Origin of the sequence: Brachybacterium endophyticum, from assembly GCF_003130585.1 — a bacterium.
GTDB lineage: Bacteria > Actinomycetota > Actinomycetes > Actinomycetales > Dermabacteraceae > Brachybacterium > Brachybacterium endophyticum.
Window position 1 is genome coordinate 196422 of the sequence record NZ_QFKX01000002.1, and the last position, 25117, is coordinate 221538.

19 protein-coding genes are annotated in these 25117 nt (G+C 71.7%); 7 read left to right on the plus strand and 12 right to left on the minus strand.

Going from position 1 to position 25117, the window contains the following annotated elements:
* Window positions 1-61: 61 nt before the first annotated feature.
* Window positions 62-2155, minus strand: coding sequence for a M3 family metallopeptidase (locus DEO23_RS05300; protein ID WP_109274984.1), 2094 nt, complete (start codon window positions 2153-2155; stop codon window positions 62-64).
* An 85-nt stretch (window positions 2156-2240) separates the two neighbouring features.
* Here DEO23_RS05300 and DEO23_RS05305 point away from each other — a divergent pair, with 85 nt between their 5' ends.
* Window positions 2241-3155, plus strand: coding sequence for an SDR family NAD(P)-dependent oxidoreductase (locus DEO23_RS05305; protein ID WP_109274985.1), 915 nt, complete (start codon window positions 2241-2243; stop codon window positions 3153-3155).
* A gap of 73 nt (window positions 3156-3228) precedes the next feature.
* Window positions 3229-4437 carry an ROK family protein gene (locus DEO23_RS05310; protein ID WP_109274986.1) on the plus strand — a complete coding sequence of 403 codons (1209 nt, stop codon included), beginning with the start codon at window positions 3229-3231 and terminating at the stop codon, window positions 4435-4437.
* Between the two features lie 54 nt (window positions 4438-4491).
* Here DEO23_RS05310 and DEO23_RS05315 read toward each other — a convergent pair whose 3' ends face one another.
* From DEO23_RS05315 to DEO23_RS05325, 3 genes are read right to left on the minus strand one after another with little or no spacing between them, the layout of a single operon-like run.
* A complete protein-coding gene (locus tag DEO23_RS05315) occupies window positions 4492-5877 on the minus strand; it encodes an ABC transporter substrate-binding protein (RefSeq protein ID WP_109274987.1) in 1386 nt (461 codons plus the stop codon).
* Between the two features lie 11 nt (window positions 5878-5888).
* Window positions 5889-6920 (minus strand): carbohydrate ABC transporter permease, encoded by a 1032-nt coding sequence (locus tag DEO23_RS05320; RefSeq protein WP_240613229.1) that lies wholly within the window; start codon window positions 6918-6920, stop codon window positions 5889-5891.
* A gap of 21 nt (window positions 6921-6941) precedes the next feature.
* Window positions 6942-7874, minus strand: a complete 933-nt coding sequence (locus DEO23_RS05325; RefSeq protein ID WP_109274988.1) for a carbohydrate ABC transporter permease — start codon at window positions 7872-7874, stop codon at window positions 6942-6944.
* A gap of 320 nt (window positions 7875-8194) precedes the next feature.
* Between DEO23_RS05325 and DEO23_RS05330 the strand changes: the two genes are divergently transcribed.
* Both DEO23_RS05330 and DEO23_RS05335 read left to right on the plus strand, forming a co-directional pair.
* Window positions 8195-9406 (plus strand): pyridoxal phosphate-dependent aminotransferase, encoded by a 1212-nt coding sequence (locus tag DEO23_RS05330; protein ID WP_109274989.1) that lies wholly within the window; start codon window positions 8195-8197, stop codon window positions 9404-9406.
* 62 nt (window positions 9407-9468) lie between these two features.
* On the plus strand, window positions 9469-10401 hold the full coding sequence (locus DEO23_RS05335) for an SDR family oxidoreductase (RefSeq protein WP_109274990.1): 933 nt from the start codon (window positions 9469-9471) through the stop codon (window positions 10399-10401).
* A gap of 93 nt (window positions 10402-10494) precedes the next feature.
* Here the strand turns inward: DEO23_RS05335 and DEO23_RS05340 are convergent, their stop codons facing one another.
* Complete coding sequence (locus DEO23_RS05340) at window positions 10495-10881, minus strand: DUF1304 domain-containing protein (protein WP_109274991.1); 387 nt, start codon at window positions 10879-10881, stop codon at window positions 10495-10497.
* A 148-nt stretch (window positions 10882-11029) separates the two neighbouring features.
* Here DEO23_RS05340 and DEO23_RS05345 point away from each other — a divergent pair, with 148 nt between their 5' ends.
* On the plus strand, window positions 11030-11620 hold the full coding sequence (locus DEO23_RS05345; protein WP_109274992.1) for a TetR/AcrR family transcriptional regulator: 591 nt from the start codon (window positions 11030-11032) through the stop codon (window positions 11618-11620).
* Window positions 11621-11678: 58 nt separating this feature from the next.
* A complete protein-coding gene (locus DEO23_RS05350; protein ID WP_109274993.1) occupies window positions 11679-12101 on the plus strand; it encodes an organic hydroperoxide resistance protein in 423 nt (140 codons plus the stop codon).
* A 99-nt stretch (window positions 12102-12200) separates the two neighbouring features.
* On the opposite strand, the gene DEO23_RS05355 is transcribed toward DEO23_RS05350, so the two are convergent.
* The 7 genes from DEO23_RS05355 to DEO23_RS05385 all read right to left on the minus strand — a co-directional run bounded on the left by DEO23_RS05355 (window position 12201) and on the right by DEO23_RS05385 (window position 22504).
* On the minus strand, window positions 12201-13178 hold the full coding sequence (locus DEO23_RS05355; RefSeq protein ID WP_109274994.1) for a zinc-binding dehydrogenase: 978 nt from the start codon (window positions 13176-13178) through the stop codon (window positions 12201-12203).
* Between the two features lie 99 nt (window positions 13179-13277).
* On the minus strand, window positions 13278-14768 hold the full coding sequence (locus DEO23_RS05360; RefSeq protein ID WP_109274995.1) for an FAD-dependent oxidoreductase: 1491 nt from the start codon (window positions 14766-14768) through the stop codon (window positions 13278-13280).
* Between the two features lie 174 nt (window positions 14769-14942).
* Window positions 14943-16226, minus strand: a complete 1284-nt coding sequence (locus tag DEO23_RS05365) for a Gfo/Idh/MocA family protein (protein ID WP_109274996.1) — start codon at window positions 16224-16226, stop codon at window positions 14943-14945.
* 188 nt (window positions 16227-16414) lie between these two features.
* Window positions 16415-17419 carry a transglutaminase family protein gene (locus DEO23_RS05370; protein WP_165831735.1) on the minus strand — a complete coding sequence of 335 codons (1005 nt, stop codon included), beginning with the start codon at window positions 17417-17419 and terminating at the stop codon, window positions 16415-16417.
* On the minus strand, window positions 17412-19796 hold the full coding sequence (locus DEO23_RS05375; RefSeq protein WP_240613230.1) for a circularly permuted type 2 ATP-grasp protein: 2385 nt from the start codon (window positions 19794-19796) through the stop codon (window positions 17412-17414). The genes DEO23_RS05370 and DEO23_RS05375 overlap by 8 nt, the downstream gene beginning before the upstream one ends.
* A gap of 43 nt (window positions 19797-19839) precedes the next feature.
* Entirely contained in the window at window positions 19840-20517 is a 678-nt protein-coding gene (locus tag DEO23_RS05380; protein ID WP_109274998.1) for an AIM24 family protein, read from the minus strand.
* Window positions 20518-20635: 118 nt separating this feature from the next.
* Window positions 20636-22504: a hypothetical protein gene (locus DEO23_RS05385; RefSeq protein WP_133249842.1), complete on the minus strand. Its 1869-nt coding sequence runs from the start codon at window positions 22502-22504 to the stop codon at window positions 20636-20638.
* 461 nt (window positions 22505-22965) lie between these two features.
* On the opposite strand from DEO23_RS05385, the gene DEO23_RS05390 reads away from it, so the two are divergent.
* Complete coding sequence (locus DEO23_RS05390) at window positions 22966-25107, plus strand: DUF6020 family protein (RefSeq protein ID WP_109275000.1); 2142 nt, start codon at window positions 22966-22968, stop codon at window positions 25105-25107.
* Window positions 25108-25117 lie beyond the last annotated feature (10 nt).

The window sequence follows — 25117 nt, forward strand, 5'->3', positions numbered from 1 at the left end:
CGGGCGCCGCTTCCACCGGACCCCGGGGTACCCCGGCCCCCCGGACCCACCGGCCCCACCCTCACACCAGCCCGTGCCGCTCGAGCAGGAAGCGGGCGTCGCGCTCGCGGCCGCGGAAGGATCGGTAGGCGGCCGGCAGGTCGCGGGAACCCCCGATCGAGAGGATCGCCTCCGCGAAGCGGCGCCCGGCCTCCCGCGGCGAGGCTCCATCCGCCAGCTGCTCCTCGAACCAGGCGACGGCGTCGGCGTCGTAGGCCTCGGCCCACAGGTAGGAGTAGTAGCCCGAGGCGTACCCGCCGGAGAAGGTGTGCTGGAAGTAGCCGGTCCGGTAGCGCGGCGAGATCAGCGGATGGGCGAGGCCGGCCTGCTCCAGCTGGGCCTGCTCGAAGGCGTGCGGGTCACCGATCGTGTCGTCCTCGCCCAGACGGTGCCAGCGCCAGTCGAGCATCACGGCCGCCACGTGCTCGAGGGTGCGGAAGCCCGCGTTCCACTGCGCGGCCGCGCGCACCCTCTCCAGCAGCTCGTCGGGAACGACCTCGCCGGTCTCGACGTGCCGCGCGTAGTGCTCGACGATCCCGGGGCGCAGCGCCCACATCTCGTTGACCTGACTGGGGAACTCCACGACGTCCCGCGCGACGACGGTGCCCGCGACCGAGGCGTTCTCGACGTCGGAGAGCAGGGCGTGCAAGGCGTGGCCGAACTCGTGGAACATCGTGTCGACCTCGTCGAGGGTGACGAACGCCGGTCGTCCCTCGGCCGGACGGCTCACGTTCAGTGTGTTCATGACGATCGGCAGCGTGCCGTCGTGGCGCGACTGGTCCACGAGCGTGTTCATCCAGGCGCCGCCGCGCTTGCTGGGCCGGGTGAAGTAGTCCCCGATGAACAGCCCCACCTTCTCGCCGTCCTCGCCGGTGACCTCCCAGATCCGTGCCAGCGGATGCGGCGGGGTGAGGTCCTCCCGCTCGGTGAACGAGAGTCCGTAGACCTCGTGGGCGGCTCGGAAGACGCCGTCCTCCAGGACCGTCTCGAGCACGAAGTAGGGCTGCAGCTCCGACTGGTCGACCGCGTACTCCTCGGTGCGGATCAGCTCGGAGTAGTAGGACCAGTCCCAGGGGGCGAGCTCGTCGAGACCGTCACGCGCGGCGCGCTCGGCGACGCGCTCCGCCTCACGATCGGCATTGCGCACGGCGGGAGCGGCGATCTGGGCGAGGAAGGACTCGACGGCCGCCGGGGTGCCCGCGGTGCGGTCGGCCACCGCCAGCTCCGCGAAGTCCTCGAAGTCCAGCAGGTGCGCCTTCTCCGCCCGTAGCCGCGCGATCTTCTTCGCGAGGCCCCAGGTCTCCTCGCCGCGCTCGCGCGAGGCGGTGTACAGCCGCTCGCGCACGTCGCGGTCGGTGAGCGAGGCCAGCAGCGGCTGCATCGTCGGCAGGATCAGGGTCAGCAGCCAGCCGTCCAGACCGGCCTCCCGCGCGGCCAGGCGCGCGGACTCCCGCTGGGACGCGTCGAGCCCGGCGAGCTCGGCCTCGTCGGTGAGGTGGAGCGCGGCGCCGTGCAGATCGGCCTTGGTCTGCTGGGTGAAGCGCGTCTGCAGGGTCGAGAGCTCCTGGTTCACCTCGCCCAGGCGCGCCTTCTGCGCCGGGTCGAGCTGCGCGCCGTGCAGCTCGAAGCGCAGGTACGTGCGCTCGAGGACGTACCGCTCCTCGTCGCTGAGCGCCAGGGAGTCGGCGTCACGGACCAGCGCCCGCACGCGCGTGAACAGCCGCGGGTCCAGCCACACGGAGTCCTCGAGAGCGGCCAGCTCGGGGGCGATCTCGTCCTCGACCTCCTGCAGCTCCTCGGTGGCGTCGGCGGCCAGCAGATGGAACAGCACGGGCAGTGTGCGCTGCAGGATCGGTGAGCCCTCCGCGAGCGGGCGCAGCACGGTGGCGAAGGTCGGCATGTCCTCGTCGGTCGCGACCTGTTCGATCAGGGAGCGCTGCTCGGCGATGCCCGCACGCAGGGCCGGCAGGAAGTGCTCCGTGCGGATCGCCGCGAAGTCCGGGAGGCCGTAGGGGAGCTCGGAGGGATCGGCGAAGGGGTTGCCGGTGAGGTCGGGGCCGTCGGCTGCGGGCTCGGGATCGGCGGCGGGGACGACATCGTCGTGTGTGCGGGGCATGGTGACCAGCCTAGGGGCGGAGACTTCCGTGGTCAGGCCATCCGGGCGAGGACCAGGTAGGCGGATCCGGGTCTACCGTGACCCCATGCGAACAGTCATGGGTTGGGAGCACCTGCGCGAGCCGGACCTGAGCGGCCGCCTGATCGTCCTCACGGGCGGGAGCGACGGGCTGTGCCGCGAGGCCGCCGTGCAGCTCGCACGGTGGGGAGCCGACCTGGTGCTGCCCGTGCGCTCGATCCCCAAGGGTGAGGCCGTGCGCGAGCGGATCCTCCGCGAGACCGGCCGCCCCGACGCCGCCCGCCTCGTCCGTCTCGATCTCGCCTCGCTGGCGTCGGTGCGGGAGGGTGCCTCTGCGATCGTCGAGACCGTCGGGGAGCGCGGCGTCGACCTGCTCGTGCACGGCGCCGGGACGGTGACCCGTCGCCGCGAGGAGACGGCCGACGGTCTCGAGCGCGCGCTCGCCGTGAACGCGGTGGCGCCCCGCCTGCTCACCACCCTGCTGCGGCCGCTCGTGCGGGAGCGGGTGGTGCTGGTGGGCTCCAACGCTCACAAGGCCGGCCGCATCGACCTGGGCGACATGGACTTCGCGCGCACCCGATGGAGCATCGCCGCCTCCTACGGACGCTCCAAGCTGACCGCGATGCTGTGGGCCCTCGATCTCGCGGAGGAGCTGCGCGAGACCGGCGTGGACGTGCAGATCGCGCACCCCGGCTGGGCGCTGACGAACATCCAGCGGGCCACCGGATCCGACCGGCTCGACTCCCTGGTCACCGCCGCCAGCAGGCCGATCGCGATGCCGGCCGCCCGCGGCGCGGAGTCCGTGCTGTTCGCCGCCACCCAGCCCTTGCCGCACGGCTCCTACGTCGGACCCGACGGGCCGACGGCCAGCCGCGGACGCCCGACACTGCTGCGCCGCTCGGCCGCGGCCTGCGACGTCGACCTCGCACGGCGCGTGACCGGCTGGGTGGACCGACGGATCGAGGCGACCGGCGGCCGGTGACGAGTGGGCATCGCCGCGCGCACCTGCGGCGTTCCGCCCCTCGCGCACCTGCACCGTTCCGTACCCTGAGGCCATGGACAGCGCGAAGGGGTCGAGCCCGGTGACCACGGAGACCTCGCCGGATCGCGCGTCGGGCGAGCCGTCGGTGCGCCGTGAGCTGCCGGCGGCGCCCTGCTCCGCGACGGCCGGTGACGTCTACGAGCACCTGGTCCGCTACGGGCCCCACGCCCGCACCGACCTCGCGCGCCTGCTCGGTCTCTCGGGGCCGACGCTCACCCGCCTCACCCGCGAGATGCTGGAGACCGGACTGCTGCGGGAGCTGCCGCCGCAGCCGCAGTCCAAGGGGCGACCCCAGCAGCCGCTGGACGTCGACGAGCACCACGCCCGCTTCATCGGCGTGAAGATCACCGCGCAGAGCGTCTACGCCGCGGTGGTCACCGTGCGCGGGACAGCCCTCGAGGAGCTCAGTGCGCCCCTGCCCGACTCCGCCCCTTCCACGGTCCTGACCACGACTCTCGAGCTGTGCTCGCCCCTCCTCGCCGCGCATCCGCGGGTCGCCGGGGTGGGCGTGGGCATCGGCGCGCAGGTCGACGACGAGGGCACCGTCGCCTCCTCCGCCATGCTGGGCTGGAGCGAGCCCGTCACCCTCCGCGCCGACCTCGAGGATGCCCTCGGGCTCCCCGTCAGCGTCAGCAACGACTTCCACGCCCTGCTCGAGGGGCACGCCTGGTTCGGCATCGGGCGTCGCCACCGGTCCTTCGCCGTCATCACCATCGGCGCGGGCGTGGGCCTGGGCAGCGTCGAGGACGCCGAGGTCCACCGCGGGCGCACCCACCTCGCCGGGCTCACCGGGACCCTGCCCACCATCACCCGCGACGGGCGCGGTGTGCTGCTGCGCGAGGTCGCGAGCACCGCCCGGGTGCTGGAGGCGGCCCGCTCCCGCGGAGCGCTGGGCGAGGGGGAAGGGCTGGACGCCCTGGTGCGCGCCGCGCGCGAGGGGGATGCCGACGCGCTCGCCGTCGCGGCCGACGTCGCCCACGCCGTCGCCGTGGCCGGCGCCGGGCTGGTGGGTGTCCTGGACCCCGACGCCCTCATCCTGGGTGGGGAAGCCGTGGACCTGCTGACGGTGGGCGACGAGTTCGACAGCGCGCTGCGCTCCCACCTCGCGCGGGTGCAGAGGGACGTCGCCGTGCGCTTCCTGCCCGCCGACTTCGACGACTGGACCCGCGGCGCCGCCGTGATCGCCCTGCGCCGCTTCATCAGCGGGCACGTGCCGCGTTGAGCGGGGCGCGAGGACCTCGCTCGCCCTGCACGCTCCGCCCGCCCCGCTCGTCCCTCACTCGAAGAGCTTGTTGACCTTGTCGTTGTAGGCCGTGAACTCGGACGCCTTGATCTTGCGCATCCAGAGGTCGTCGAAGGCGGGCTGCATGATCGCCATGATCTCGGCGGCGTTCTCCACCAGCGGGTACAGCCCCGTCTCGCCCCTCTTCACCCGATCGGTGTAGGGGGAGACGTCCAGACCCTTGGACTCGTAGGCCTCGCTGGCCGCGGCGGTGCCGGCATCCGAGGCGGGGAAGACGACGGCGCGCCTGCCGATGATCTCCTGGGCGTCGTCGGAGCCCAGGAACGCGACCAGCCGGGCTGCTTCCTGCTGGTGCTCCGACTGCGCGGAGATCGAGTCGCCGAGCCCGTTGAACATCGACACGGGATGACCGACGGGGCCGGCGGGCAGGGGAGCGATGCCCAGGTCCACGCCCTCGAGGTTCGCGTACGTCCCGATCATCCACGAGCCCGCGAGCGCGATCGCCGCCTTCCCGCCCTGGATCTGCGACTGGGCGGGGCTGGAATCGCCGAACATGCCGAAGGGCGGCAGCAGGCCCTTGTCGACGAGCCCGAAGTACCAGTCCAGGGACGCCTGGAAGTCGGGGTCGTCGTAGTTGAAGCGGGTGCCCCAGGTCTTCTCGTCGGTGAACGTCCAACCGGTGGAGAAGGCGAAGGGCGACCACGTGGACTGCCCTGTGTAGTCGATCCCGGCGTCGGCCCCGAGCGCGTAGCGGGCGATGCTCGTGGGGTCGAAGCCCTTCTCGTCGCCGCGCGTGCCGCTGGTGTCCTTGGCCAGGCGCCTCAGGACCTCCTCGAAGCTTCCGCCGTCCTCGGGGTTCCAGTCCAGGCCCTCGAGATCCTTCGGCGCGAGCCCCGCCTCCTCCAGGGCCTTCGCGTCGTACATGATCGCGATCGTGTCGTAGTCCTTGGGCAGGCCGTAGCGCTTGCCGTCCTGACCGGTCCACAGCTCCTGCAGGCCCGGCTGGTACTGGTCGTCGGGGATCTCGGCGATCTCGGCGAAGTCGTCGAGCGGCACGATGACGTCGAGCTTGAGGAACTCGGGGTAGCGGCCCAGGTGGTCGGTGAAGACGTCGGGCCCGGCGCCGGCGACGAAGCTCGCGGTGATCTTGGTCCAGTAGTCGTCGAAGCCCATCTGGGTGATGCGCACGTCGATGTCGGGGTTGCGCTGCATGAACAGGTCGATCGCCTGGGAGTAGCCGGGCAGCTGGTTGGCGTCCCACAGCCAGTAGTCCAGCTGCGTCGTCCCGCTCGCGCCGGCGCTGCCACCGCAGCCGGTCAGGGCTCCCGTCGCAGCGGCCGCACCGAGCGCGGCCGTCCCGCCCAGCACGCTGCGACGGGTCAGGGCGCGACCGGAGGAGGAAGGGGTCGTCCGTGTCATCTCTGCGTCCCTCACTTGATCCCGCTGAAGCCGATGGAGTTCACGATCCGCTTCGCGAACAGGGCGAAGAGGATCAGCATGGGGGCCGCCGCGACCAGCGTCGCGGCCATCAGGCCCGCCCAGTCGGTGCCCGTGTTGGGGGACTGGGCGCGGAACACCGCGAGCGCCACGGTGAGCACCCGCGAGGAGTCCGTGTACGAGACCATCAGCGACCAGAAGTACTCGTTCCACGCGGTCATGTAGGTCAGCAGCGCGAGCGTCGCCAGCGGCGCGGTGCTGATCGGGATGATCAGCGTGAAGAACACCCGCACCTTGCTGGCCCCGTCGATCAGGGCGGCCTCCTCGACCTCCCGCGAGATGTTGTTGAAGAACTGGCGCAGGAAGAAGATCGCGAACGGCGAGATGAACAGCGTGGGCAGCATGATCCCCAGCAGCGTGTCCACCAGGTGCAGGTTCTTGATCAGGATGAAGTTCGGCAGCAGCGTGAAGATCTGCGGGATCATCATCGCGCCCAGGAACACCAGGAACACCGTCTCCCGGCCCTTCCAGCGCAGCCGCGAGGACGCGTAGGCCGCCATCGCGCAGCTGAAGGTCTGCACCACGGTGATCGCGGTCGCCACGATCACCGTGTTCAGCAGGTAGCGCCAGAAGGTGATCGATGCGCCCGAGCCGCCCTGGGCGACCGCCGTGTCGACGTCCTGCAGGCCGAACACGCGCTCGAAGCCGCCCAGCGAGAAGCCCACCGGCAGCAGGCTCGTGGGGTCGGTCGCCAGAGCGGTGTTGGAGGACAGCGCGGTGCGCAGCATCCAGTAGAAGGGGAACAGCGTGATCACCAGGATCACGATCATCACGATCCAGGCGAGCAGGCGGCCCGGGCCGAGTCGTCGGCGGGTGCGACCGGATCGCCGGGAACGGGGTGAACGGTGGGCCGACGCGCCGTTCGTGCGCGGGCCCGCGGAGATCCCGGTGCCGTCGGCCGAGGCGCCGGGGGAGAGGGGCGTGGAGCGGGGACCGTCGGCGGCGGGTGCGGAGGTCGTGGTCATGGCGATGTCCTCTCTGTCCGCTCAGTCCAGGTCCGACTGGCCGGCGCGGGTCAGGAAGTACTGGGCGAAGGTGATGATCATGAGGATCACCAGCAGCGCGACCGAGAGCGCCGAGGCGTACCCGAAGTTGTACTGGCCGAAGGCGTTCTCGTAGATGTACATCTGCAGCACCTTCGAGGCGTCCGACGGGCCGCCCTGCGTGGTCACCGAGATCGTGTCGAAGACCTGGAAGCTGCCGATGACCGTCATGATCAGCACGAGCGCGAGGATCGGCCGCAGCAGCGGCAGGGTGATCCGGCGGAACAGCTGGATCTCGCCGGCGCCCTCGGTGCGGGCGGCCTCGTAGAGCTGCTCGGGGATCGACTGCAGGCCCGCGAACAGGAGCAGCGCGGTGTAGCCCATGTGCCGCCACACGTTCACCAGCGCGACCGTCGGGATCACCCAGGTCTCGGAGGCCCAGAAGCTGACCGGGTCGAAGCCGACCGCCTGCAGCAGCAGGTTCACGATGCCCAGCTGGGAGTCGAGCAGCCACAGGAACACGATCGCGGCGACCACGTTGGAGACCAGGTACGGGGTGAGCACGAGCGAGCGCAGCCAGGTCGACTGCGTCAGGCGCTGCATGAGCACGGCGATCAGCAGGGCGAGCACCGTCTGCACCCCGATGTTGATCGCCACGTACAGCACGGTCACGCGCAGCGACTTCCAGAACACCGGGTCGCTCAGCATCGTCGTGTAGTTCTCCAGCCCCACCCACTTGGGCGGGGTGAGGATCGAGTACTCGGTGAGCGAGAAGTACAGGCCCGTCAGCAGCGGCCAGACCAGGAACACGAGCAGTCCGATCCCGGCCGGCAGGATGAAGAGCAGGGCCAGGCGTGTGTCGTCGCGCTTCTTCCGCCGTCCTGCCGGACGCCGGGGACCGGCGTCGACGGATCCCGCCGTGGATGCAGCAGACATCTTCGTCCTCTCATGGGCAGCGCTCGGGCAGTCACCGGCCGGCGGCTCCCGTCGACCTGCGGTGTCGCCATCGACCCCCGATTACTTACGGGACGAAACTAAGTGGAGTGCGTCCCGACGTCAAGGGGTGCCGGCAGGCGGTGCACGACGTCCGGCACCGCGGCGGCCACGGGGTGTGGCGGCATCCGCGCCCGCGCCGCGCGAGACGCGCTCGCAGAGCACCCCACCACCGGCGATACCCTGGCCCGAATCCCGTGCCGTGCGGGACCGCGGTCGCCCCCGGCGGCCGTCCACCGGGTCCGGACCCAAGGAGCCCAACGATGATCCTCACCCAGTCCTCCAAGCTGCGCGACGTCTGCTACGAGATCCGCGGACCGATCCCCGCAGAGGCAGCGCGCATGGAGGCAGAGGGCCACAAGATCATCAAGCTGAACATCGGCAACCCGGCCCCGTTCGGCTTCGAGGCGCCCGACGAGATCCTCGTCGACATGATCCGCACCCTGCCCACCGCCCAGGGCTACTCGGACTCCAAGGGCATCGTCTCGGCCCGGCGCGCCGTCGCGCAGTACTACCAGACCCGGGGTGTGCCCGGGATGGAGCTCGACGACATCTACCTGGGCAACGGGGTCAGCGAGCTGATCCAGATGACCTGCCAGGCGCTCGTGGACGACGGCGACGAGGTGCTCGTGCCCGCTCCCGACTACCCGCTGTGGACCGCCTCGGTCTCGCTCGCGGGCGGGCGCGCCGTGCACTACCGCTGCGACGAGGAGCAGAACTGGTGGCCCGACGTCAGCGACCTCGCCGACAAGGTCACCGAGCGCACCAAGGCGATCGTCGTCATCAACCCCAACAACCCCACGGGGTCGGTCTACCCCGAGCACGTGCTGCGCGAGATCGTCGAGGTCGCCCGCAAGCACGACCTGATGATCCTGGCCGACGAGATCTACGACAAGATCCTCTACGACGACATCGAGCACACCCATGTCGCCGCGCTCGCGCCCGACCTGCTGACCATCACCTTCAACGGCCTCTCGAAGGCCTACCGGGTGGCCGGCTTCCGCGCCGGCTGGATGGCGCTGTACGGGCCGAAGGAGGACGCCGCGAGCTTCATCGAGGGCCTCGACGTGCTCTCCAACATGCGGCTGTGCCCCAACGTGCCGGCCCAGCACGTGGTCGCCACCGCGCTGGGCGGCTACCAGTCGATCGACGACCTGCTGCTGCCCGGCGGCCGCCTGCGCGATCAGCGCGACGTCGCCTATGAGGGGCTCAGCGAGATCCCCGGCGTCTCCGTGGTCAAGGCGCAGGGCGCGCTCTACATGTTCCCGCGCATCGACACCGAGATGTACCGGATCGAGAGCGACGAGCAGTTCGCCATGGACCTCCTGCGCTCGAAGAAGCTGCTGGTCACCCAGGGGTCCGGGTTCAACTACCCGACCTCGGACCACTTCCGCCTGGTGACGCTGCCCGAGGTGGGGCTGCTGGCCGACGCCGTGGACCGCATCGCCGACCATCTGGTCTCCATCCGCCGCTGAGGGTCGCTCCGCTGCGTCCCTGCCCGTAGTGTGGAAAGCCTTCCACGCGAAGGAGAGGGATCATGAACCAGCCGATCGACCAGGACTTCCCGACCTCCCCGGCCGCCCGCGCCCGCGCGCTCGGCACGAAGGGCGGCGAACCGTCATTCCCCGCCCAGGACCAGGACCCTCCCGGCCTCACCGCCCCGATGGACCCGGTCCCGGACCATGGCGAGGAGAGCTACGTGGGTCACGGCCGGCTCGACGGGTTCGCCGCCCTGATCACCGGTGGTGACTCCGGGATCGGCCGGGCGGTCGCGATCGCCTTCGCCCGCGAGGGGGCCGACGTCGCGATCTCCTACATGGAGGCCGAGCAGGAGGACGCCGAGGAGACGCAGCGCTGGATCGAGAACGCCGGTAAGCGCGCCCTGCTGCTGCCCGGCGACATCCGCGAGGAGTCCCACGCCCGCTCGCTGGTGACCCGCACCGTCGAGGAGCTGGGCCGGCTCGACATCCTCGTGAACAACGCGGCCTTCCAGTGGGGTCGGGCCGAGCCGAAGGGGATCGAGGGCATCGACTCCGATCGTCTGCATCGCACCTTGACCACCAACCTCGAGGTGATGTTCTGGATCACCCAGGAGGCGGTGCCGCACCTGCACCCCGGCTCCTCGGTCATCAACACGACCTCGATCCAGTCCTACGACCCCTCCGTGCCGCTCATGGACTATGCCTCCACGAAGTCGGCGATCAACAACCTCACGGTGAACCTGGCGGCCGACCTGGGCCCGAAAGGCATCCGCGTGAACGCTGTCGCCCCCGGGCCGATCTGGACGCCCCTGAACGTGGCGACGCGCGTGGCCGACGACTACACCGCCTTCGGGGGCAACACCCCGCTGGGGCGCGCCGGTCAGCCCGCCGAGTGCGCCGGGGCCTACGTGTTCCTGGCGAGTCCGGCCGAGGCCTCCTACGTCTCGGGCACCGTGCTCGGCGTGACCGGCGGGCGCCCGGTGTTCTGAGCTCGCAGTGCGCCAGGGCTCGCGATGGGTCGAAGCTCCCGGTGCGCCGAGGGTGCGTGCGCACGGCAGCGTCGAGCGGAGCTGCGCCGGCCCTCAGAGCGTCGCGACCCCCAGCGCGATCACCGCGAGGAGGGGCAGTGCTCCTTGGCGAACTGCCGCGCCACGATGCGGCGGCGAGCTGATGCCCAGCACGAGCGCCGCGCCGAGCATCGATCCCGTACCGGCGAAGGCCAGGGTGAGGCCCGCGGTGTGCGCGCCGACAGCGCTCAGCAGCACGCCCAGCAGCGCGAGCACTCCGAGGAACAGGTTGTAGAACCCCTGGTTGAGGGCGAGAGGGCGGGTCGCCGCGGTCTCCTGCGGGGTCTGCCGCCCGAAGATCCGCTGAGCGCGTTCGCTGCCCCAGGCCACCGACTCGAGCCAGAAGATGTAGCCGTGCAGCAGAGCGGCCGCCGTGGACAGGACGAGTCCGAGGATCAGCATGTGTCCCTCCCGAGGGGTTTCTGAAATGCTCGCTCCACTATAGACTGGGGACGGCGTACTGGCCATGTCGCCGAAGAGCGGACGCCCGGAAGTCCGCGGTCGCGGGCACCCGAGCAAAGCAGTGCTTCGACCGGAGAGGGAGTGAACGATGGGACGCACCGCCACCTTCGCGACGGCCGATGCCGTGCGCTCGGCCCGCTCCCTGTTCTGGGCCGAGGGGTACGAGAACACCTCGATGAGCGCGATCCAGCAGGCGACGGGGCTGAACGCCTCGAGCATCTACCACGCCTTCGGCTCCAAACGAGGGCTGTTCGAGGCCGCGATCGCGAACTATCTCGAGGAGGTCGTGCGTCCGGGTCTCGCTCCGCTGCTCGCCACCGATCCCTCGCCCCATGCTCTCGCGGACTACCTCGGTCGCGCCGCCGATCTGCTCGGGGAGCCCGGAGGCTCCGAGAGCCTCCCCGACGGCTGCCTGCTCGTGAACACCGCCTGCGCCGGGATCGCTCGGGAGGAGTCCGTGCGCGAGGTGATCACCTCCTACCGCGCCGAGCTCGTGCGAGCCTTCGGGGCGGGCGTCGCCGCCCGCTTCCCCGAGGCCCCGGCTGCCGAGCGCGAGCGGATCACCGAAACCGGCGTCTCCGCTCTGCTGGCAGCCCTGGTCATGTCCCGCGTCGATCCGTCCGCCGCGCGCAGCGCGCTGGACGCGGCCCGAGAGCCCCTGCGGACCTCGACGTCCTGAGCGCGCCGCGCCCGGTCGACCCGCAGACCATCCGCAGCACCGATCGAAAGGAACCATCATGAAGCCGCTCTACTCCACCGAGGCACTGGCCACCGGCGCCGGCCGCGACGGCCACGTCGAGGTCTCCCAGTCCGATCTCGCCTTCGACATGGCCGTCCCCAAGGACATGGGCGGCTCGGGCGAGGGCGCCAACCCCGAGCAGCTGTTCGCAGCGGGCTACGCCGCCTGCTTCCACTCGGCGCTGCAGGTCGTCGCCCGCCAGAAGAAGGTGTCCATCGACGGATCGAGCGTCGGTGCCCGCGTGAGCATCGGCAGCAACGACGAGGGCGGCTTCGCGCTCGCCGTCGATCTCGAGGTGGTCATCCCCGAGCTCGACCACGAGACCGCACAGTCCCTCGCCGACGCGGCGCACCAGGTGTGCCCGTACTCCAACGCCACCCGCGGGAACATCCCCGTGAACGTGAGCGTCGCCGACGACTGAGGTCGCGGCGCGAGATGCGGACGGGGCCCGCCGGGAGTGATCTCCCGACGGGCCCCGTCTCCTTCGCGACGCATTCCCGACACGTCGCGGGGACATCGCTCACGGACGCAGCAGCACCTTGCCCGTGCGCCCGGCCTCGAGGTTCGCGGCGGCTGCCTGGCGGGCCTCCGCGATCGGGTACGTGGCCTCCACCGGCAGCGTCACCGAGCCCTCGAGCAGGCGCCCGATGATCTCGCGGAACAGCTCGGAGCGCTCCTCGGTGGGCATCTCCTTCGAGACCGTCGCGCCCCAGAAGCCCTCGATGTGAAGGTCGCGGAAGATCACCGGCCCCGAGGGGATCTCCATGACCGGGGCGGCCATCGCCCCGAAGACGACCAGCTTCCCGCCGTCGGCCAGCAGCGACATCACCTGTCCGGCGGCCTCGCCGCCCACGGAGTCGATGCCGGCGCGCGCGGGGGCGTCGCCGATCAGGGCGCGGGCGCGCTCCTCCCAGCCCTCGGTGTCGGTCGCGACCACGCCGGTGATGCCCTGCTCGGCGAGCTCGTCGACGCCCGAGGAGCGGCGCACCAGGCCCACCACGTTGACGCCGCGGGCGCGGGCGAACTGCGAGATCAGACGGCCGACGGCGCCGTTCGCCGCGTTCTGCACGAGGGTCTCGCCGGGGGCGAGGTCCAGCTGCTGCAGCAGCGAGAGCGCGCTGAAGGGCATCGCGGCGAGCTGCGCCGCGGTCTCGTCGTCCAGTCCGTCGGGCACCGGGATCAGCGAGTCGGCGGGAGCCGTGAAGAGCTCGGCCCACACGCCCAGCTGCGAGGTGGCGACCACGCGCTGGCCCACGGCCGGCTGGGTGACGCCCTCGCCGAGCTGCTCGACGACGCCGAGGGCCTCGGTGCCGGCGCGGGCCGGCAGCTCGGGCTTGACGCCGTAGGAGCCGCGCACGGTCCACAGGTCGTGGTTGTGGATCGGGCTGAGCACCATGCGCACGAGAACCTCGCCCGCGGCGGGCGCGGGATCGGGGATCTCGGTGAGCTCCAGGACGTCGGTGGGCTCACCGAACTGCTGATGGGTGACGGCACGCATGACGGAACCTCCTATAGTGAAACGATGATTCCACTATAGGGGAGGCGCCCCTCCTGTGCCGAGGGGCCGGTGTGATCCGGGCCGGGATCGCCGACAGGATCAGTGGTCGGCGGAGGCCGGATCCTGCTCGCGCGCCTGCGCCTCGCGGGCCACCCGCACCATCTCCTCGCGGGGGACGACCTTCACGCGCGGACGCGGGTTGCCCTCGCTGTCCTGGACGGCGGCGCCCCGGGAGATCTCGTGCTCCTCCAGGGCCGTCCACCCTTGCCAGGTCGTGTACTGCACGCCCTTGTCCTCGAGCAGGCGCAGGATCGAGTCCTGCTCGCGGTCGGGAGCCGTGGGCACGGAACCGGCGGCGAGGTCCTCGAGCAGGCTGGCGACGGTCTCGGTGGCGTCGGACTTGGTCGCCCCGATCAGGCCGACGGGCCCGCGCTTGATCCAGCCGTTGGCGTAGATGCCCGGCAGGGGCTCGCCCTCGGCCTCGGTGACGCGTCCGGCCTCGTTGTGGATGACGCCGCGGGTCTCGTCGTAGGGCACGTCGGGCAGTTCGGAGCCGAAGTAGCCGATCGCCCGGTAGACCGCCTGCAGGTCGTAGTCGAGGAACTCGCCGGTGCCCTCCATGGCTCCCTCGTCGTCCAGGCGGGTGCGCTCGAAGCGCATCCCCGTCACGGATCCGTCCTCGCCGAGGACCTCGACGGGCTTGTGCCAGAAGTGCAGGTGGAGGCGACGCTCGACGGGGCCGCCCTGGGAATCGGTGGGCTCCTCGCCGCGGGCCTCGCGCTCCTGCTGCTCGTGCAGCCAGCCCTCGAAGGTCGCGTAGACCTGCTCGCGGCGGCGGTCGGCGCGGATCGCCTCGCGCTCCTCGGTGGTGATGACCTCGAAGTCGCGCGGATCCATGACGATCTGCACCCCGCGGGGGTGTGCGAGCTCGCGGGTCTCCAACGGCGTGAACTTCGACTGCGCGGGGCCGCGGCGCCCGAAGACGTGCACGTCGGTCGTGCGGGCGGCGGTCAGGCCCTCGTACACGTTCTCGGGGATCTCGGTGCGCAGCAGCTCGTCGGCCGACTTCGACAGCATGCGGGCGGCATCGAGCGCGACGTTGCCGTTGCCGATCATGGCGACCTGCTCGGCCTCCAGGGGCCAGGTGCGCGGGTAGTCCGGGTTGCCGTCGTACCAGGCCACGAAGTCGGCGGCGCCGTAGGAGCCCTCGAGGTCGATGCCCGGGATGTCGAGCTCGGCGTCCTTGAGGGCGCCGGTGGCGAAGATGACGGCGTCGTAGCGCTCGCGCAGCTCGTCCAGGGTGAGGTCGGTGCCGAACTCGACGTCGCCCAGGAAGCGGATGTCGCCGCGGTCCAGGATCCGGTGCAGGGCGGTGATGATGCCCTTGATCCGCGGGTGATCGGGGGCGACGCCGTAGCGGATCAGGCCGAACGGTGTGGGCAGGGCGTCGAACAGGTCGCACTCGACCTCGAGCTCACCGGACTTGACCTGCGTGGAGCGCAGCAACGTCTCGGCCGCATAGACCCCGGCCGGACCGGAGCCGATGACGGCGAGTCGCAGGGGCTGGGCGGAAGGCTGATTCGTGGACATCGCACCTCAGGTTCCCGGGGCGAGCGCCCGCGGTCGCTGCACGCGTCCGGCGAGGGCGGCGTCGCCGTTGGTCTCGATTTACGCACCAGCCTATACGCGAAATTCCTCGGACTGCAGGCCGGGAGGGGGTGGAGCGTGCGGGATCACGCTCCACCCCCTCCCGGTCGCTGCTGGTCACGCCTCGGCGAGCAGCGCCTCGAGTCCGGCCTGGTCCAGGGCGGGCTGGTCGGCGTCCAGGTCCTGCACGGGCAGCGGGCAGTTGCCGAGGTCGCGGATCTCCAGGCGCGCGCCGTTGCTGCGCATCGACTGGTGGGCGATCACGCCGGGCAGCGTGTACCGGGCGGCCTGCCAGGCGTTGACCACGGGCTGCACGCCGGCGCCGACGGCGCGCGCGAAGTCGTCGACCAGGAAGTGGTGGGCGCCTTCGTGGCCGTTGGGCTTGCCCTGGAACTGGGCGGGCAGACGCTGCTGGTGGTGGGAGCGGGCGGAGCCGGCCACGAAGGCGTCGCGCAGCGCGGGGGAGACGTCCTTCAGGCGCGGGTCGTCCAGGCTCATCGTTCCCTGCGTGCGGATCAGGTCGCTGACCTCGAGGACCGTCTTCTTGTCGTGCCAGTAGGTGACGTCGATCGTCTCCTCGAAGCTCGAGGTCTCGCCGAAGAAGCGGAAGCGCGACTCGCGCTTGTGGGAGGGGTAGCCCACCCGCCGCAGCTCATTGGTGCGGAAGGCCCCGCCGTTGTCCATCTCGAACAGGGCGAAGGCGTTGGAGACGTCGTTGTCGAACGTCGAGACGTCCTTGTCGAACACGCCGTCGCCGCGGGTGTCGGGCCGGCCGATGGCCGAGACCGAGACCGCGTGGCGCTGGGGGAGGACGCCCAGGATCCCGCCGATCGAGTGGGTGGGGTAGAGGAGGGGTGGGTAGGAGGCGGTCGCCTTCCAGTCCTCGCCGCCGGAGTACTTGTAGGCGTCGTAGAAGCCCAGGTCCATGTCGTGCACGTAGTCGCCCTCGGCGTAGAAGACCTCGCCGAAGGCGCCGGAGCGCTGGATCCTGCGGGCCAGCACCACCGCCGCGTTGTACTGACTGGTCTCGCCCATCATGTAGACCAGGCCCGTCTGCTCGACGAGGCGGGTGATCTCCCGGATCTCCTCCTCCTCGATCGCCATCGGCACCGCCGAGTAGACGTGCTTGCCGGCTTGCAGGGCCTGGATCGCGATCCGGCCGTGGGTCCACCGCTGGGTGAAGATGGCGACGGCGTCGACGTCGGAGGCCAGCAGCTCCTCCACGGAGGAGAAGCGCCCGGCGAAGCGGACGGGGGAGTCCTCGCGCTGCTCGATCGCGTCGATGCGCTCGGGGACGGAGTCCACGGCATAGACACCGGAGATCTCGGGGTGGGCGGAGAACAGCTCGGCGAAGTGGGTACCGAACTGCCCGATCCCCACGATGCCCAGGGTGAACGACATATTTCCTCCTTGAAACAAAGTGTGCGGCGCCCACTCTACGCACGGCGGGGCGCGGGAGGGAAGGGCCGGGAGGCGTCGGCGGGACCCTTCGTCGGCGCCACCACTGGGAGCGCCCGTCGATCGCACCCGTCGACCATGCCTGACGACCCCTCCCGTCGGCAGCGCACCGGACGCAGGGACGGGTCCGCTCAGGCGGGCTCGGGTGCGCCGGAGCCGGTGCCGCTCGCATCGGTGGGGACCGGCACCACGCCGACGGACACGTCGAGCGTGGAGGTCGCCCCGGGCGGGCCGACGACGATCCCCTTCAGCGGCGGCACGTCGGTGTAGTCGCGCCCCCAGCTGGTGGTGACGAAGCGCTGGTCGACGAAGGTGTTGTTGGTCGGGTCGATGTCGACCCAGCCCGCGCCGGGGACCAGCACGCTCAGCCACGCGTGGGAGGCGGCCGAACCGATCATCTCCCCGTCCGGGCGGGTGCCCAGCGACTCGAGCGAGGCCTGGGCCGTGCGCAGGTAGCCGGAGACGTAGCGGGCGGCGAGCCCCACGCTGCGCGCGACCGCGAGACCCACGTGCGCGAAGTCCTGGCAGACGCCGTGGCGCTCGGCCAGCACCTCCTCGAGGGGCGAGGTCACGGTGGTCGCCCCCGAGGCGTAGGTGAAGCTCGAGTGGATCAGACGGGTGAGCTCGGCGAGGCACTCGCCGACCGGACGGCCCGGTGTGAAGACCTCCGCGGCGATCGCCTGCACCTCCGGGGTGGTGTGGATCCGCGGGGAGTCGTGGGTGAAGTCGATCGCCTCGGCGGGCACGAGCGGCCCCCAGTGCTCCGGCGTGCACTTCTCCCAGGAGACTGAGAGGGCGTCCAGAGGGTACTGCGGCAGCGAGACACTCACGTGCGCCCGCGAGTGTACGGCCAGCTCCTCGTGCGGGGTGCTCACCAGCAGGAACGTCGAGGAGTTCCCGTAGAAGTCGGTGTGGGCCGTGAGCACGGCGGGCTCGGGCTCGACCGTGACCTCGTGGGAGAGCACGCGCTGGTGCGGGGTCGCCCGCGGCTCCACGTGCGCCCGGCCGTAGTTGCTGGTCACCGGGCGGGCGTAGCGGTAGCGCGTGAGGTGGTGGACCTCGTAGTCCACGGCAGGCGGCGGCTGCTCCTGGTCCTCCGGACGCAGCGGGATCAGCGGACGGGGCTTCTCAAACATCATCGAACCCCCAGGTCGACGTGCTCTCGGGCACGCGGAAGTACTCCTCCTCGAGGGCCTCCGAGAGCTCACGCAAGGTTCCCATCGCTGCTGTCGTCTCGGCCACCAGCACGGTCGGCCCCGCGCCGGCCGACTGCTCGTCGACCGCCAGCAGCTCCCGCGCCCGCCAGCCGGCGACCCGACCGGACAGCTCCGTCAGCAGCGACCTGGCCCGGGACTCGGTCGTGGTCTCGGGAAGGCGGCCGACGGCCTCGCGCAGCGCGTCGAGCTGGAAGGCCAGGGAGCGCGGCAGCGTGGTGTCCTCGAGGGCGAGTTCGAGGAGCAGCTCGCCCTGCAGGGGCGCGTCGTAGGTGCGGCGGTAGGCGCTCGCGGCGTCCAGGATGGTCGCGGCGGCCTCGCTCACGCGCCCTTCCACACGCCGTGGCCGACGCGCATCGAAGCAGCTGCGCAGCAGGGCCAGCAGGCCCATCGCCCGCTCGATGCGTCGGCCGGCCTGGACCAGGTCGCGCCCCGTGGTCCGGGACATGCCGTCGCTGACGATGCCGGCGAGTCCGAGGCCGCCCACGACCAGGTCACGCAGAACCTGCTCCTCGATCACGCCCACGGGATCGGTGAGCTCCTCGAGGCTGCCGCGCATGCGGGTCAGCACGGGCCAGACCTCGTCGGCGACCATGTCCCGCAGCGAGCGGGCGGTGCGCTCGAGGGCCCGGAAGGACTGGGCGAGGCTGCCGGGGCGGTGGGCGTCGGTCGCGGCACCGCCGAGCTCGCGGCGCACCTGCTCGCGATCGCGGGGATCGACCTCCTGCATCGTGGCGCCGGTGCCGGTCACGTCGGCGACCGCGCGCAGCAGCACCCCCAGTGCTGCGTCGGCCTCGGGTCCGCGCTCGGGGTCCAGGTCGTTGGCCACGTCGCGGATCGTGCGCAGCAGCCTGCTCGCCGAGTCGACGCGCTCCATGTAGCGACCGAACCAGAACAGATCGGAGCCGACGGAGCGGGTGAGCATCTGGGGCGGGACGGGAAGCGCCGGCGGTGCCTGCCGGTCGACGTCGGCCTGCTCCGCGGGTGCGGAGGCGGTCGAGGCGTCCAGCGGGGCCACGGCGCCGGGGGTGGCGGCATCCTCCGTGGTCGCGAGGACCCAGACGTCCTTGGTGGCCTCGGGCCCCTCGTCGGTGGTGCGGGCGATGCCGCCGGGGAGCACCTCGAAGCCGTCCTCGGTCGCGACGACCAGCAGCTGCACGGCCACCGGCCGGCCCACGAGGTGCCCGTCCTCCGTCGGGTCGCTCAGGGGCCCGCTCGCCGACCCGTCCGAGGGCCCGCTCGGCGATCCCCCCGGCGCGCCGTCGGCGGAGGCGCGGGAGGTGTCGCGGTGCGGCGCGAGGGAGAGCTCGGCGAGGGGTGCGGCGGACTCCTCGACCCCGCGCAGGCGCAGGTCCTCGTGCAGCAGCTGCCGGCAGAGATCGGGCAGCAGCGCGCGCAGCGCCGCGCTCTCGAGCACCCCGGCACCCACGGGGTTCAGCACCTCGACGACGCCGCGCCGGGCCGCCTCGAGCAGCCCGGTGACGCCCTGGAGGGGCGTCGGCCCCAGGTCGAGGGGGTCCACGAGCGCGGACGGGACCATCCGCACCACGGTGTCGATGGCCGCGGCGTCGGGATCCGCGTGCGGTCCCTGCAGGCTCAGGACCCCGTCGCGGACGGTGAGGTCGGTGGCGCTGACCGCCGGGCGACCCAGCAGGTTCGCGAAGCGGTGATGGTCGAAGCCCGTCGAGGTGTCCTGGTCGTCGACCAGGACGACGGCGCGCCCGGCCGTGCCGTCGGTGCGCGAGCGGGCCGTGAGCGCCGAGCGCATCGACTCGTAGAAGGGGTGCAGGCGACGCAGCGCGGTCGAGCGGTAGAGCGCGGGCGCCGAGCGCGAGAGCACCCGGCGGATCTCGAGGGTCAGGCCCGCCCCGCCGGGCACGTCGACCTGGTCGTGCAGCACGCTCCAGGTGCCCTCCGCGGTGCGGGTCACCGTGGTGCTCAGCGCGAACAGTCGCTGGGGCGCGCGCGAGGGGATCGAGACCGCGGCGCGGAGATATCCGGGATCCTCCAGGAGCGCCCCCACGGGTGCGACACCGCCCGCGAGCACCGTGCGCGGCCCGTAGAGATCGGCATGGAGAGCGTCGAGGAGGCGCGCGCGCTGGACGAGGCCCGCGCTCAGCTCCTCCCACTCCTGGGCCGTGATCACGACCGGGACCGGATCGATGGCCCCCTGGCCCGGGGTGCTCGAGGAGGTGTCCGTCGCGACCATCCGTCGCGCCGCCGCGGCCGCGCGGCGCAGCCCGCGTTCGCCGAGAGCACGCAGCTCGCGCTGCAGCGGGGCGTCCGGGTCGATGGTCACGGCGTTCATCCTAGGGGCGGGACATGCGTGACCCCGTCCCCGTTCAGGAGCTGGTGGGGACGGGCGCGCCCTCGGAGGGCTGGACCACGACGAAGCCCGGGCCGTGGAACCCCAGCTGGAAGGACTCGCCCGAGCCGCGCCCGATCAGCGAGCTCATCTTGAAGTCGTTCTTGATCTGCGGGGTCAGGTTCGCCGACCAGCACACCGCGGCCTGCGGGTCCACGAAGGTGGGCTGCTGGGAGCAGTCCAGCAGCATCGGCGGACCGTCGGAGGTGACCGCGACCAGGCCCTGCCCCTGCAGGAACAGGTTGAACAGGCCACCGGCCATGATCCCGGCGCCGCCGGTGCCGCGGACGTCCCACTGGATCGAGGAGTCGAAGGCGAGGAGGTTGCGGGTGTTCAGCGTCAGCGCATCGCCCTCGAGCTGGATCAGGAAGATCTCGTCGGCCCGGCGGGCGAAGAAGACCTCGCCCTGCCCGCGAACGCGCATCAGGTTCCCGCCCTCCCCGGTGGCCATCTTCTTCAGCAGCTTCATGCCGCCACCGGAGCCCTGGTAGGCGAAGTCCATCTGCCCCTGGTAGGCGACCATGACGCCCTGGGCGGCGATGATCTCCGGTGCCTGCGGCTGCAGGGCGCAGCGCAGCATCTTGTTGGACTGCAGGGTCCAGCGCTGCTGGGTCTGCTTCTCCTGGTTGGCGGCGTCGAAGAGGGTGCTGCGCATGGCGTGGGTCCTTGTCGTGAGAACGGGCCGAGGTGACGGGGGAGGCCAGCGGTCCGCAGGGCGGGAGCGACGAGCACGGTCGACGGAATCGTCTCATGCACCGGTGCTGCCCACGGGGTCATTTCTCCAGCAGGCCGTCGCGGGCGAGCTGGTCCTGCAGCGGCCCCGGCAGCACCCAGAGACGGAAGGAGTAGCTGGAGCCGCCGGTGACGAGCTCGGCGCCCCGCTCCCGCATCGTCGAGCCGTCCTGGCAGGAGATGACGAGGTCCGAGCGGAAGGGCTCCCCCTGGGGCGGGTCGGCGAGGCGCACCGGGCGCGGGGAGTACCAGTACCCGGCCCAGTTGACCATCTCGGCCGTCCCCAGCCCGTTGCTCCTGCACGAGAGGTCGACGTCCACGGGTTCCGGCTCCGCGCTCGCGGTGGCCCGGTCGACCTTCGCGAGGCTCGCGCCGACCTTCTTCGGGGCCGCCCGGCGCTGGTCCTGGTTCGCCCAGAGGGACATGACGACGGCGGCCACCAGCAGCAGCGCCACGGCGCTGCGAGGGAGTCGTCGCAGCAGGAGGGTCGCGAGGACGCCGACCGTCGTGGCCAAGGAGGCCCAAAGCCAGAACCGGTTCGGACCGGTGAACGTCGGCGTCAGCGGTTCGTGGAAGGGGCGTTCGGGGAACGTGGACTGCCAGCTGTTCACCGCAGCGGTGTTCGTCGTGAGCCCGAGCCACAGGGGGGCGTGCGGGGCGACCCAGAGCACGACGACCGCCGACACCAGCACGACGACGCCCAGCGCGATGCCGATCACCGCCGCGCTGACCCGGCGCAGGAGGACCGCCACCGCCACGAGGACGAGGAAGGGGGCGACCTGGTCGATGTACCGCGAGTAGACCCAGGCCTCGAGGCCGTGGAAGCTGTCGCCCCACAGGGCTTCGGGCTGGTACCACCACACCACGCTCATCCCCACGGTGCTGAGCGTCAGCCCGAACAGGAACGCGCCGGGCCCGAGGTGCAGGGTGCGCACCTCCCGCAGCGTCCAGACCACGATCACCACGGCGCCCAGGGCGAAGAGGCCGGCGGTCCCCACCAGCTGCGCCCAGACCTGACCGGCCAGGAGCTGGGCGAGTGCCTCCGGTCGGGCCTGGGTCAGCGCCTGCAGGGCCAGATCGGACTTGCTGCTCCCGCTCAGCAGCATGCGGTGGTTGATGGCGGCGGCCACCCGGTCGACACCCCACCAGGAGACGAGCAGCAGGAGCACGCCCACCACGGCCTTGGCCACGCTGCGGCGCGAGAAGAGGAGCAGCCACACCACCGCGGTCAGCACCAGGGCGAGCGCGCGCGTGTGCGTGAGGTAGGCGGCGGCGATCGCCAGGACGAACAGCGCCAGGCGCCACCAGGTGGGTCGCCTCCACAGCGCGAACATCCCCAGCACCGCCCAGGCGTAGCAGAACATCAGCAGCTGCTCGCTCATCGCGTAGTCCGAGGGCTCGATCCGGCCCGGCAGGCACATGGCCAGGCCCGCTGCGGCGATCGCCTGCGGCGCGGTCATGCGCAGGTGACGACCGACCATGCTGAGCGGGACGATCGTGGCGACACCGATGACGTTGCCCAGCACGATGGCGGCGCGATACACGGTCTCGGGGTCGTGCGTGAACCACCAGATGGGCGTCATCAGGATCGCCCAGCCCGGGTAGTAGCCGCTGCCGGAGAGCCGGGGGACGTCGTTATCGCCGGAGAGCATCCGGGCGATCTGCAGGGGATGGATCTCGTCCCAGGGCGTGCGCGGCGCCACCGCGCTCTGCGCGACCACGATGTGCAGAACGATGCAGGTCGCGACGGTGATCACGGCGAGCACCCACCACAGGGGCGAACGTGCCGTCCCCGGGGGCTCCTGCTGCGAGCGGTCCCCGTGGACCACCCTCTCGTGCGAGGCGCGCAGGGCGGTGGGCGGGGTCGACTCGTCCCGCCGACGCACGGCATCAGCAGTCTGTGATGACACGGGGGTGGACCTCCGATCCGCGGGACGAGCGAAGGGTGCGTCCGCACCCCGGCGACGGGCCCTGGCCGTCGGTCGTGACAGTAGCCCAGATGCGGACCCGGCCCGCGGCGTCCCGGGAGGGTCCCGATGGCCGCGGCGTGCGCTCGCCGCCCTCCCTGGGCACAGGCACGAGCCGGGCGGTGACCGGGGCGCCGCGGGGCGTCGTGGACGCTTCGTCGGGAGAGCTCCCGGCGGGTCAGCATTCATGCACGGTTCACCGTGGCGACGCCGCACGTTGACCGGCCCGGGAGCCTGCGTGAACTGCGCCACGAGCAGGTGAGTGCCCTCCGGGGGTCGTCCACGGCCGTGTGGCGCGGTTCCTTCGTCCGCTGAGCGTGCCGGAGGTCGTACCAGGGCCCGCCGTGTCGCATGATGGCAGGCAGAGGCCGCGGCGGACGCCGGGAGCAGAGGGGAGTGCGGACGTGGAACGAGCGAGGACCGCCGAGCGATCGGCGCGCCGAGGGGGTGCTCGCATCTCGCTGCCCGCCGGCTCGGCGGAGAGCGCGGAGCGTCTGGTGCGGGGGGCCGAGAAGGTCGGTGCCGTCGTCATCCCCGTCCTCGTCGTCGCCGCCCTCACGGTCTTCGCGACGATGGGATGGCTGGATCGCCACCCGCTCGAGGGACAGGGGGAGAACCTGCTGTTCCTGCAGCTCCTGCGCAAGCACACGCTGATCCTGCTCGGACTGCTGATCTACACCGCCGTGATGTTCGCCGTGGTGCTGGTGCTCGCCGGCGGCGTGCTGCGCTACACCCTCGCACGTGCCGACGAACGCCTCGACCCTGCCCGTGACCTGCTGCGACGCCGGGACCCGCGTCTCACGCGCGCGGTCTCCTGGCTGCTGGCGCGCTGGTGGCGGGTGAGCCTGCTGCTGCTCGTGGTGTGGTCCCCGATCCTCCTGCTGCAGTTCCCCGGCTACTCCTCCTGGGACCTGGTGATGCAGGCACGGGAGGTCCTCGACCAGCGCGGCTCCGTGAAGCCGCCGCCCTTCGACGTCTATCCGATCGCCCACTACCTCGTCCCCACCGGCGACGCCCTGCTCTCCGCGCACCACGGCGCCGGTCTCACCCTGCTGTACGGGACGGTGCTGGGCTTCGCCGCCGACCACCTGGGCGGCTTCGGTGTGGGGCTCGCGATCCTCTCCCTCGCCCAGCTCGCCGTCACCCTGATCGCGCTGGGGCGGGCGACCGCGCTGCTCGGACGCTGGGTGGCGAGCCCGGGCGTGAGGACGGTCGCCCTGGTGGTGCTGGTCCTGGGTGGCCTGCCCATCGCCTTCTGGTCGATGTCCGTGGCTCCCGGCCCGCTGTTCGCGGCCGCCCTGTGCTGGCTGCTCGCGCTCTCGGTGGACCACGTCCGCTCGCGCGAGGAGATCGCGCCGCGCAGGATGCTCGAGTGGACGCTGGTCGCGCTCGTCGTGGCCTGCTCCGCACGGGTCGGCATCCCGGTGCTGCTGGTGCTGCTGGTGATGACGGTCCTCGCGCGGCACGGATGGCAGGCCTGGCGCACCGCGCTGGTCTCGCTCGCGCTGCCCGCCCTGGTGGTGCCCGCGGCGCTCGCGATCGGGGTGACCCAGCACCGCATCATCCCCGAGGACCCGATGCGTGAGCGGGGACTGCAGATCCAGAGCCTGGCCCTCGCACTGCACCAGAATCCCGATTCGCTCTCCGCGCAGGACGCGAAGACGCTGGACAGGGTCTTCGACGTCGAGAAGCTGGGGACGAGCTACGACCCCGCCTCGATCGATGCGGCGCTGGGAGCGGGCGACGGCGACGGCGCCTACCGTCGGCAGAGCGTCACGGCGGCCGAGGTCGCCGAGTTCCCCGGGGTCTGGAAGGACACCGTCGCCGATCAGCCCACGATCGTCGCCGACGGGATGCTGCTGTCCACCTTCCGGCTCTTCGACCCCCTGGGTTACGGGCGCGGGAACCTGCCCACCACGACCCAGGACGACGGTGCCGCCGACGTCCTGATCGGCGGCGACGGTCATCTGAGCGACGACGGGGTCAACAGCGGCGGCCGCGATGCCGTCCACGCGATCGCCGGTGCGCTGAACGGGCACGACGGGCTGCGCGTGCTCACCGAGGCGCCCCTGCGGGTGGTGGTCGTGCTGCTGCTGACGACGATCGCCGTCGCCCTGCGCCGGCCCAACGCCTGGGTCTGGGCGCTCCCGGTCGCCCTGTGCACGTGGGCGCTCGTGAAGAGTCCGGACGACTCCTCGGGCCTCGACTCGCTGGCCTTCGTCTACCTGGTGCCCTTCGCGCTGCTCGCGCTCGCGGGCAGCCGCGAGCTCGTCGCCCGGGGAACCCCGCACGGCGCGGCGGAGGGCTCCCGCCGGGCCCCGTGGTCCGCTGCGGGGGCCGGCGGTGGGTCGAGGTCGGCCGAGTTCGAGGACGACGCCCCCTGGGCGGCGCCCGAGGGGGCGATCCCCTGGGAAGGCGGACTGCAGGGTCGCCATCAGCGCTCGCCCGCCGCGGAGAAGGCGGGCAAGTACGGGTCGATGCGCCATGTCCAGCGCCGCCCGCTCGCCCCGAACCCTGGCCTCCACAAGAAGCCACGCAGCAAGTAGCGGTGGGTAG

Excerpts from the sequence above, each read along its gene's own strand:
- DEO23_RS05355 (WP_109274994.1), bottom strand. The coding sequence starts at position 13,178 with ATGCGTGCCGTCACCCATCAGCAGTTCGGTGAGCCCACCGACGTCCTG.
- DEO23_RS05335 (WP_109274990.1), top strand. The coding sequence starts at position 9,469 with ATGAACCAGCCGATCGACCAGGACTTCCCGACCTCCCCGGCCGCCCGC.
- DEO23_RS05300 (WP_109274984.1), bottom strand. The coding sequence starts at position 2,155 with ATGCCCCGCACACACGACGATGTCGTCCCCGCCGCCGATCCCGAGCCC.
- DEO23_RS05365 (WP_109274996.1), bottom strand. The coding sequence starts at position 16,226 with ATGTCGTTCACCCTGGGCATCGTGGGGATCGGGCAGTTCGGTACCCAC.
- DEO23_RS05360 (WP_109274995.1), bottom strand. The coding sequence starts at position 14,768 with ATGTCCACGAATCAGCCTTCCGCCCAGCCCCTGCGACTCGCCGTCATC.
- DEO23_RS05305 (WP_109274985.1), top strand. The coding sequence starts at position 2,241 with ATGCGAACAGTCATGGGTTGGGAGCACCTGCGCGAGCCGGACCTGAGC.
- DEO23_RS05350 (WP_109274993.1), top strand. The coding sequence starts at position 11,679 with ATGAAGCCGCTCTACTCCACCGAGGCACTGGCCACCGGCGCCGGCCGC.
- DEO23_RS05315 (WP_109274987.1), bottom strand. The coding sequence starts at position 5,877 with ATGACACGGACGACCCCTTCCTCCTCCGGTCGCGCCCTGACCCGTCGC.
- DEO23_RS05380 (WP_109274998.1), bottom strand. The coding sequence starts at position 20,517 with ATGCGCAGCACCCTCTTCGACGCCGCCAACCAGGAGAAGCAGACCCAG.
- DEO23_RS05345 (WP_109274992.1), top strand. The coding sequence starts at position 11,030 with ATGGGACGCACCGCCACCTTCGCGACGGCCGATGCCGTGCGCTCGGCC.
- DEO23_RS05310 (WP_109274986.1), top strand. The coding sequence starts at position 3,229 with ATGGACAGCGCGAAGGGGTCGAGCCCGGTGACCACGGAGACCTCGCCG.
- DEO23_RS05330 (WP_109274989.1), top strand. The coding sequence starts at position 8,195 with ATGATCCTCACCCAGTCCTCCAAGCTGCGCGACGTCTGCTACGAGATC.
- DEO23_RS05340 (WP_109274991.1), bottom strand. The coding sequence starts at position 10,881 with ATGCTGATCCTCGGACTCGTCCTGTCCACGGCGGCCGCTCTGCTGCAC.
- DEO23_RS05325 (WP_109274988.1), bottom strand. The coding sequence starts at position 7,874 with ATGTCTGCTGCATCCACGGCGGGATCCGTCGACGCCGGTCCCCGGCGT.
- DEO23_RS05370 (WP_165831735.1), bottom strand. The coding sequence starts at position 17,419 with ATGTTTGAGAAGCCCCGTCCGCTGATCCCGCTGCGTCCGGAGGACCAG.
- DEO23_RS05320 (WP_240613229.1), bottom strand. The coding sequence starts at position 6,920 with ATGACCACGACCTCCGCACCCGCCGCCGACGGTCCCCGCTCCACGCCC.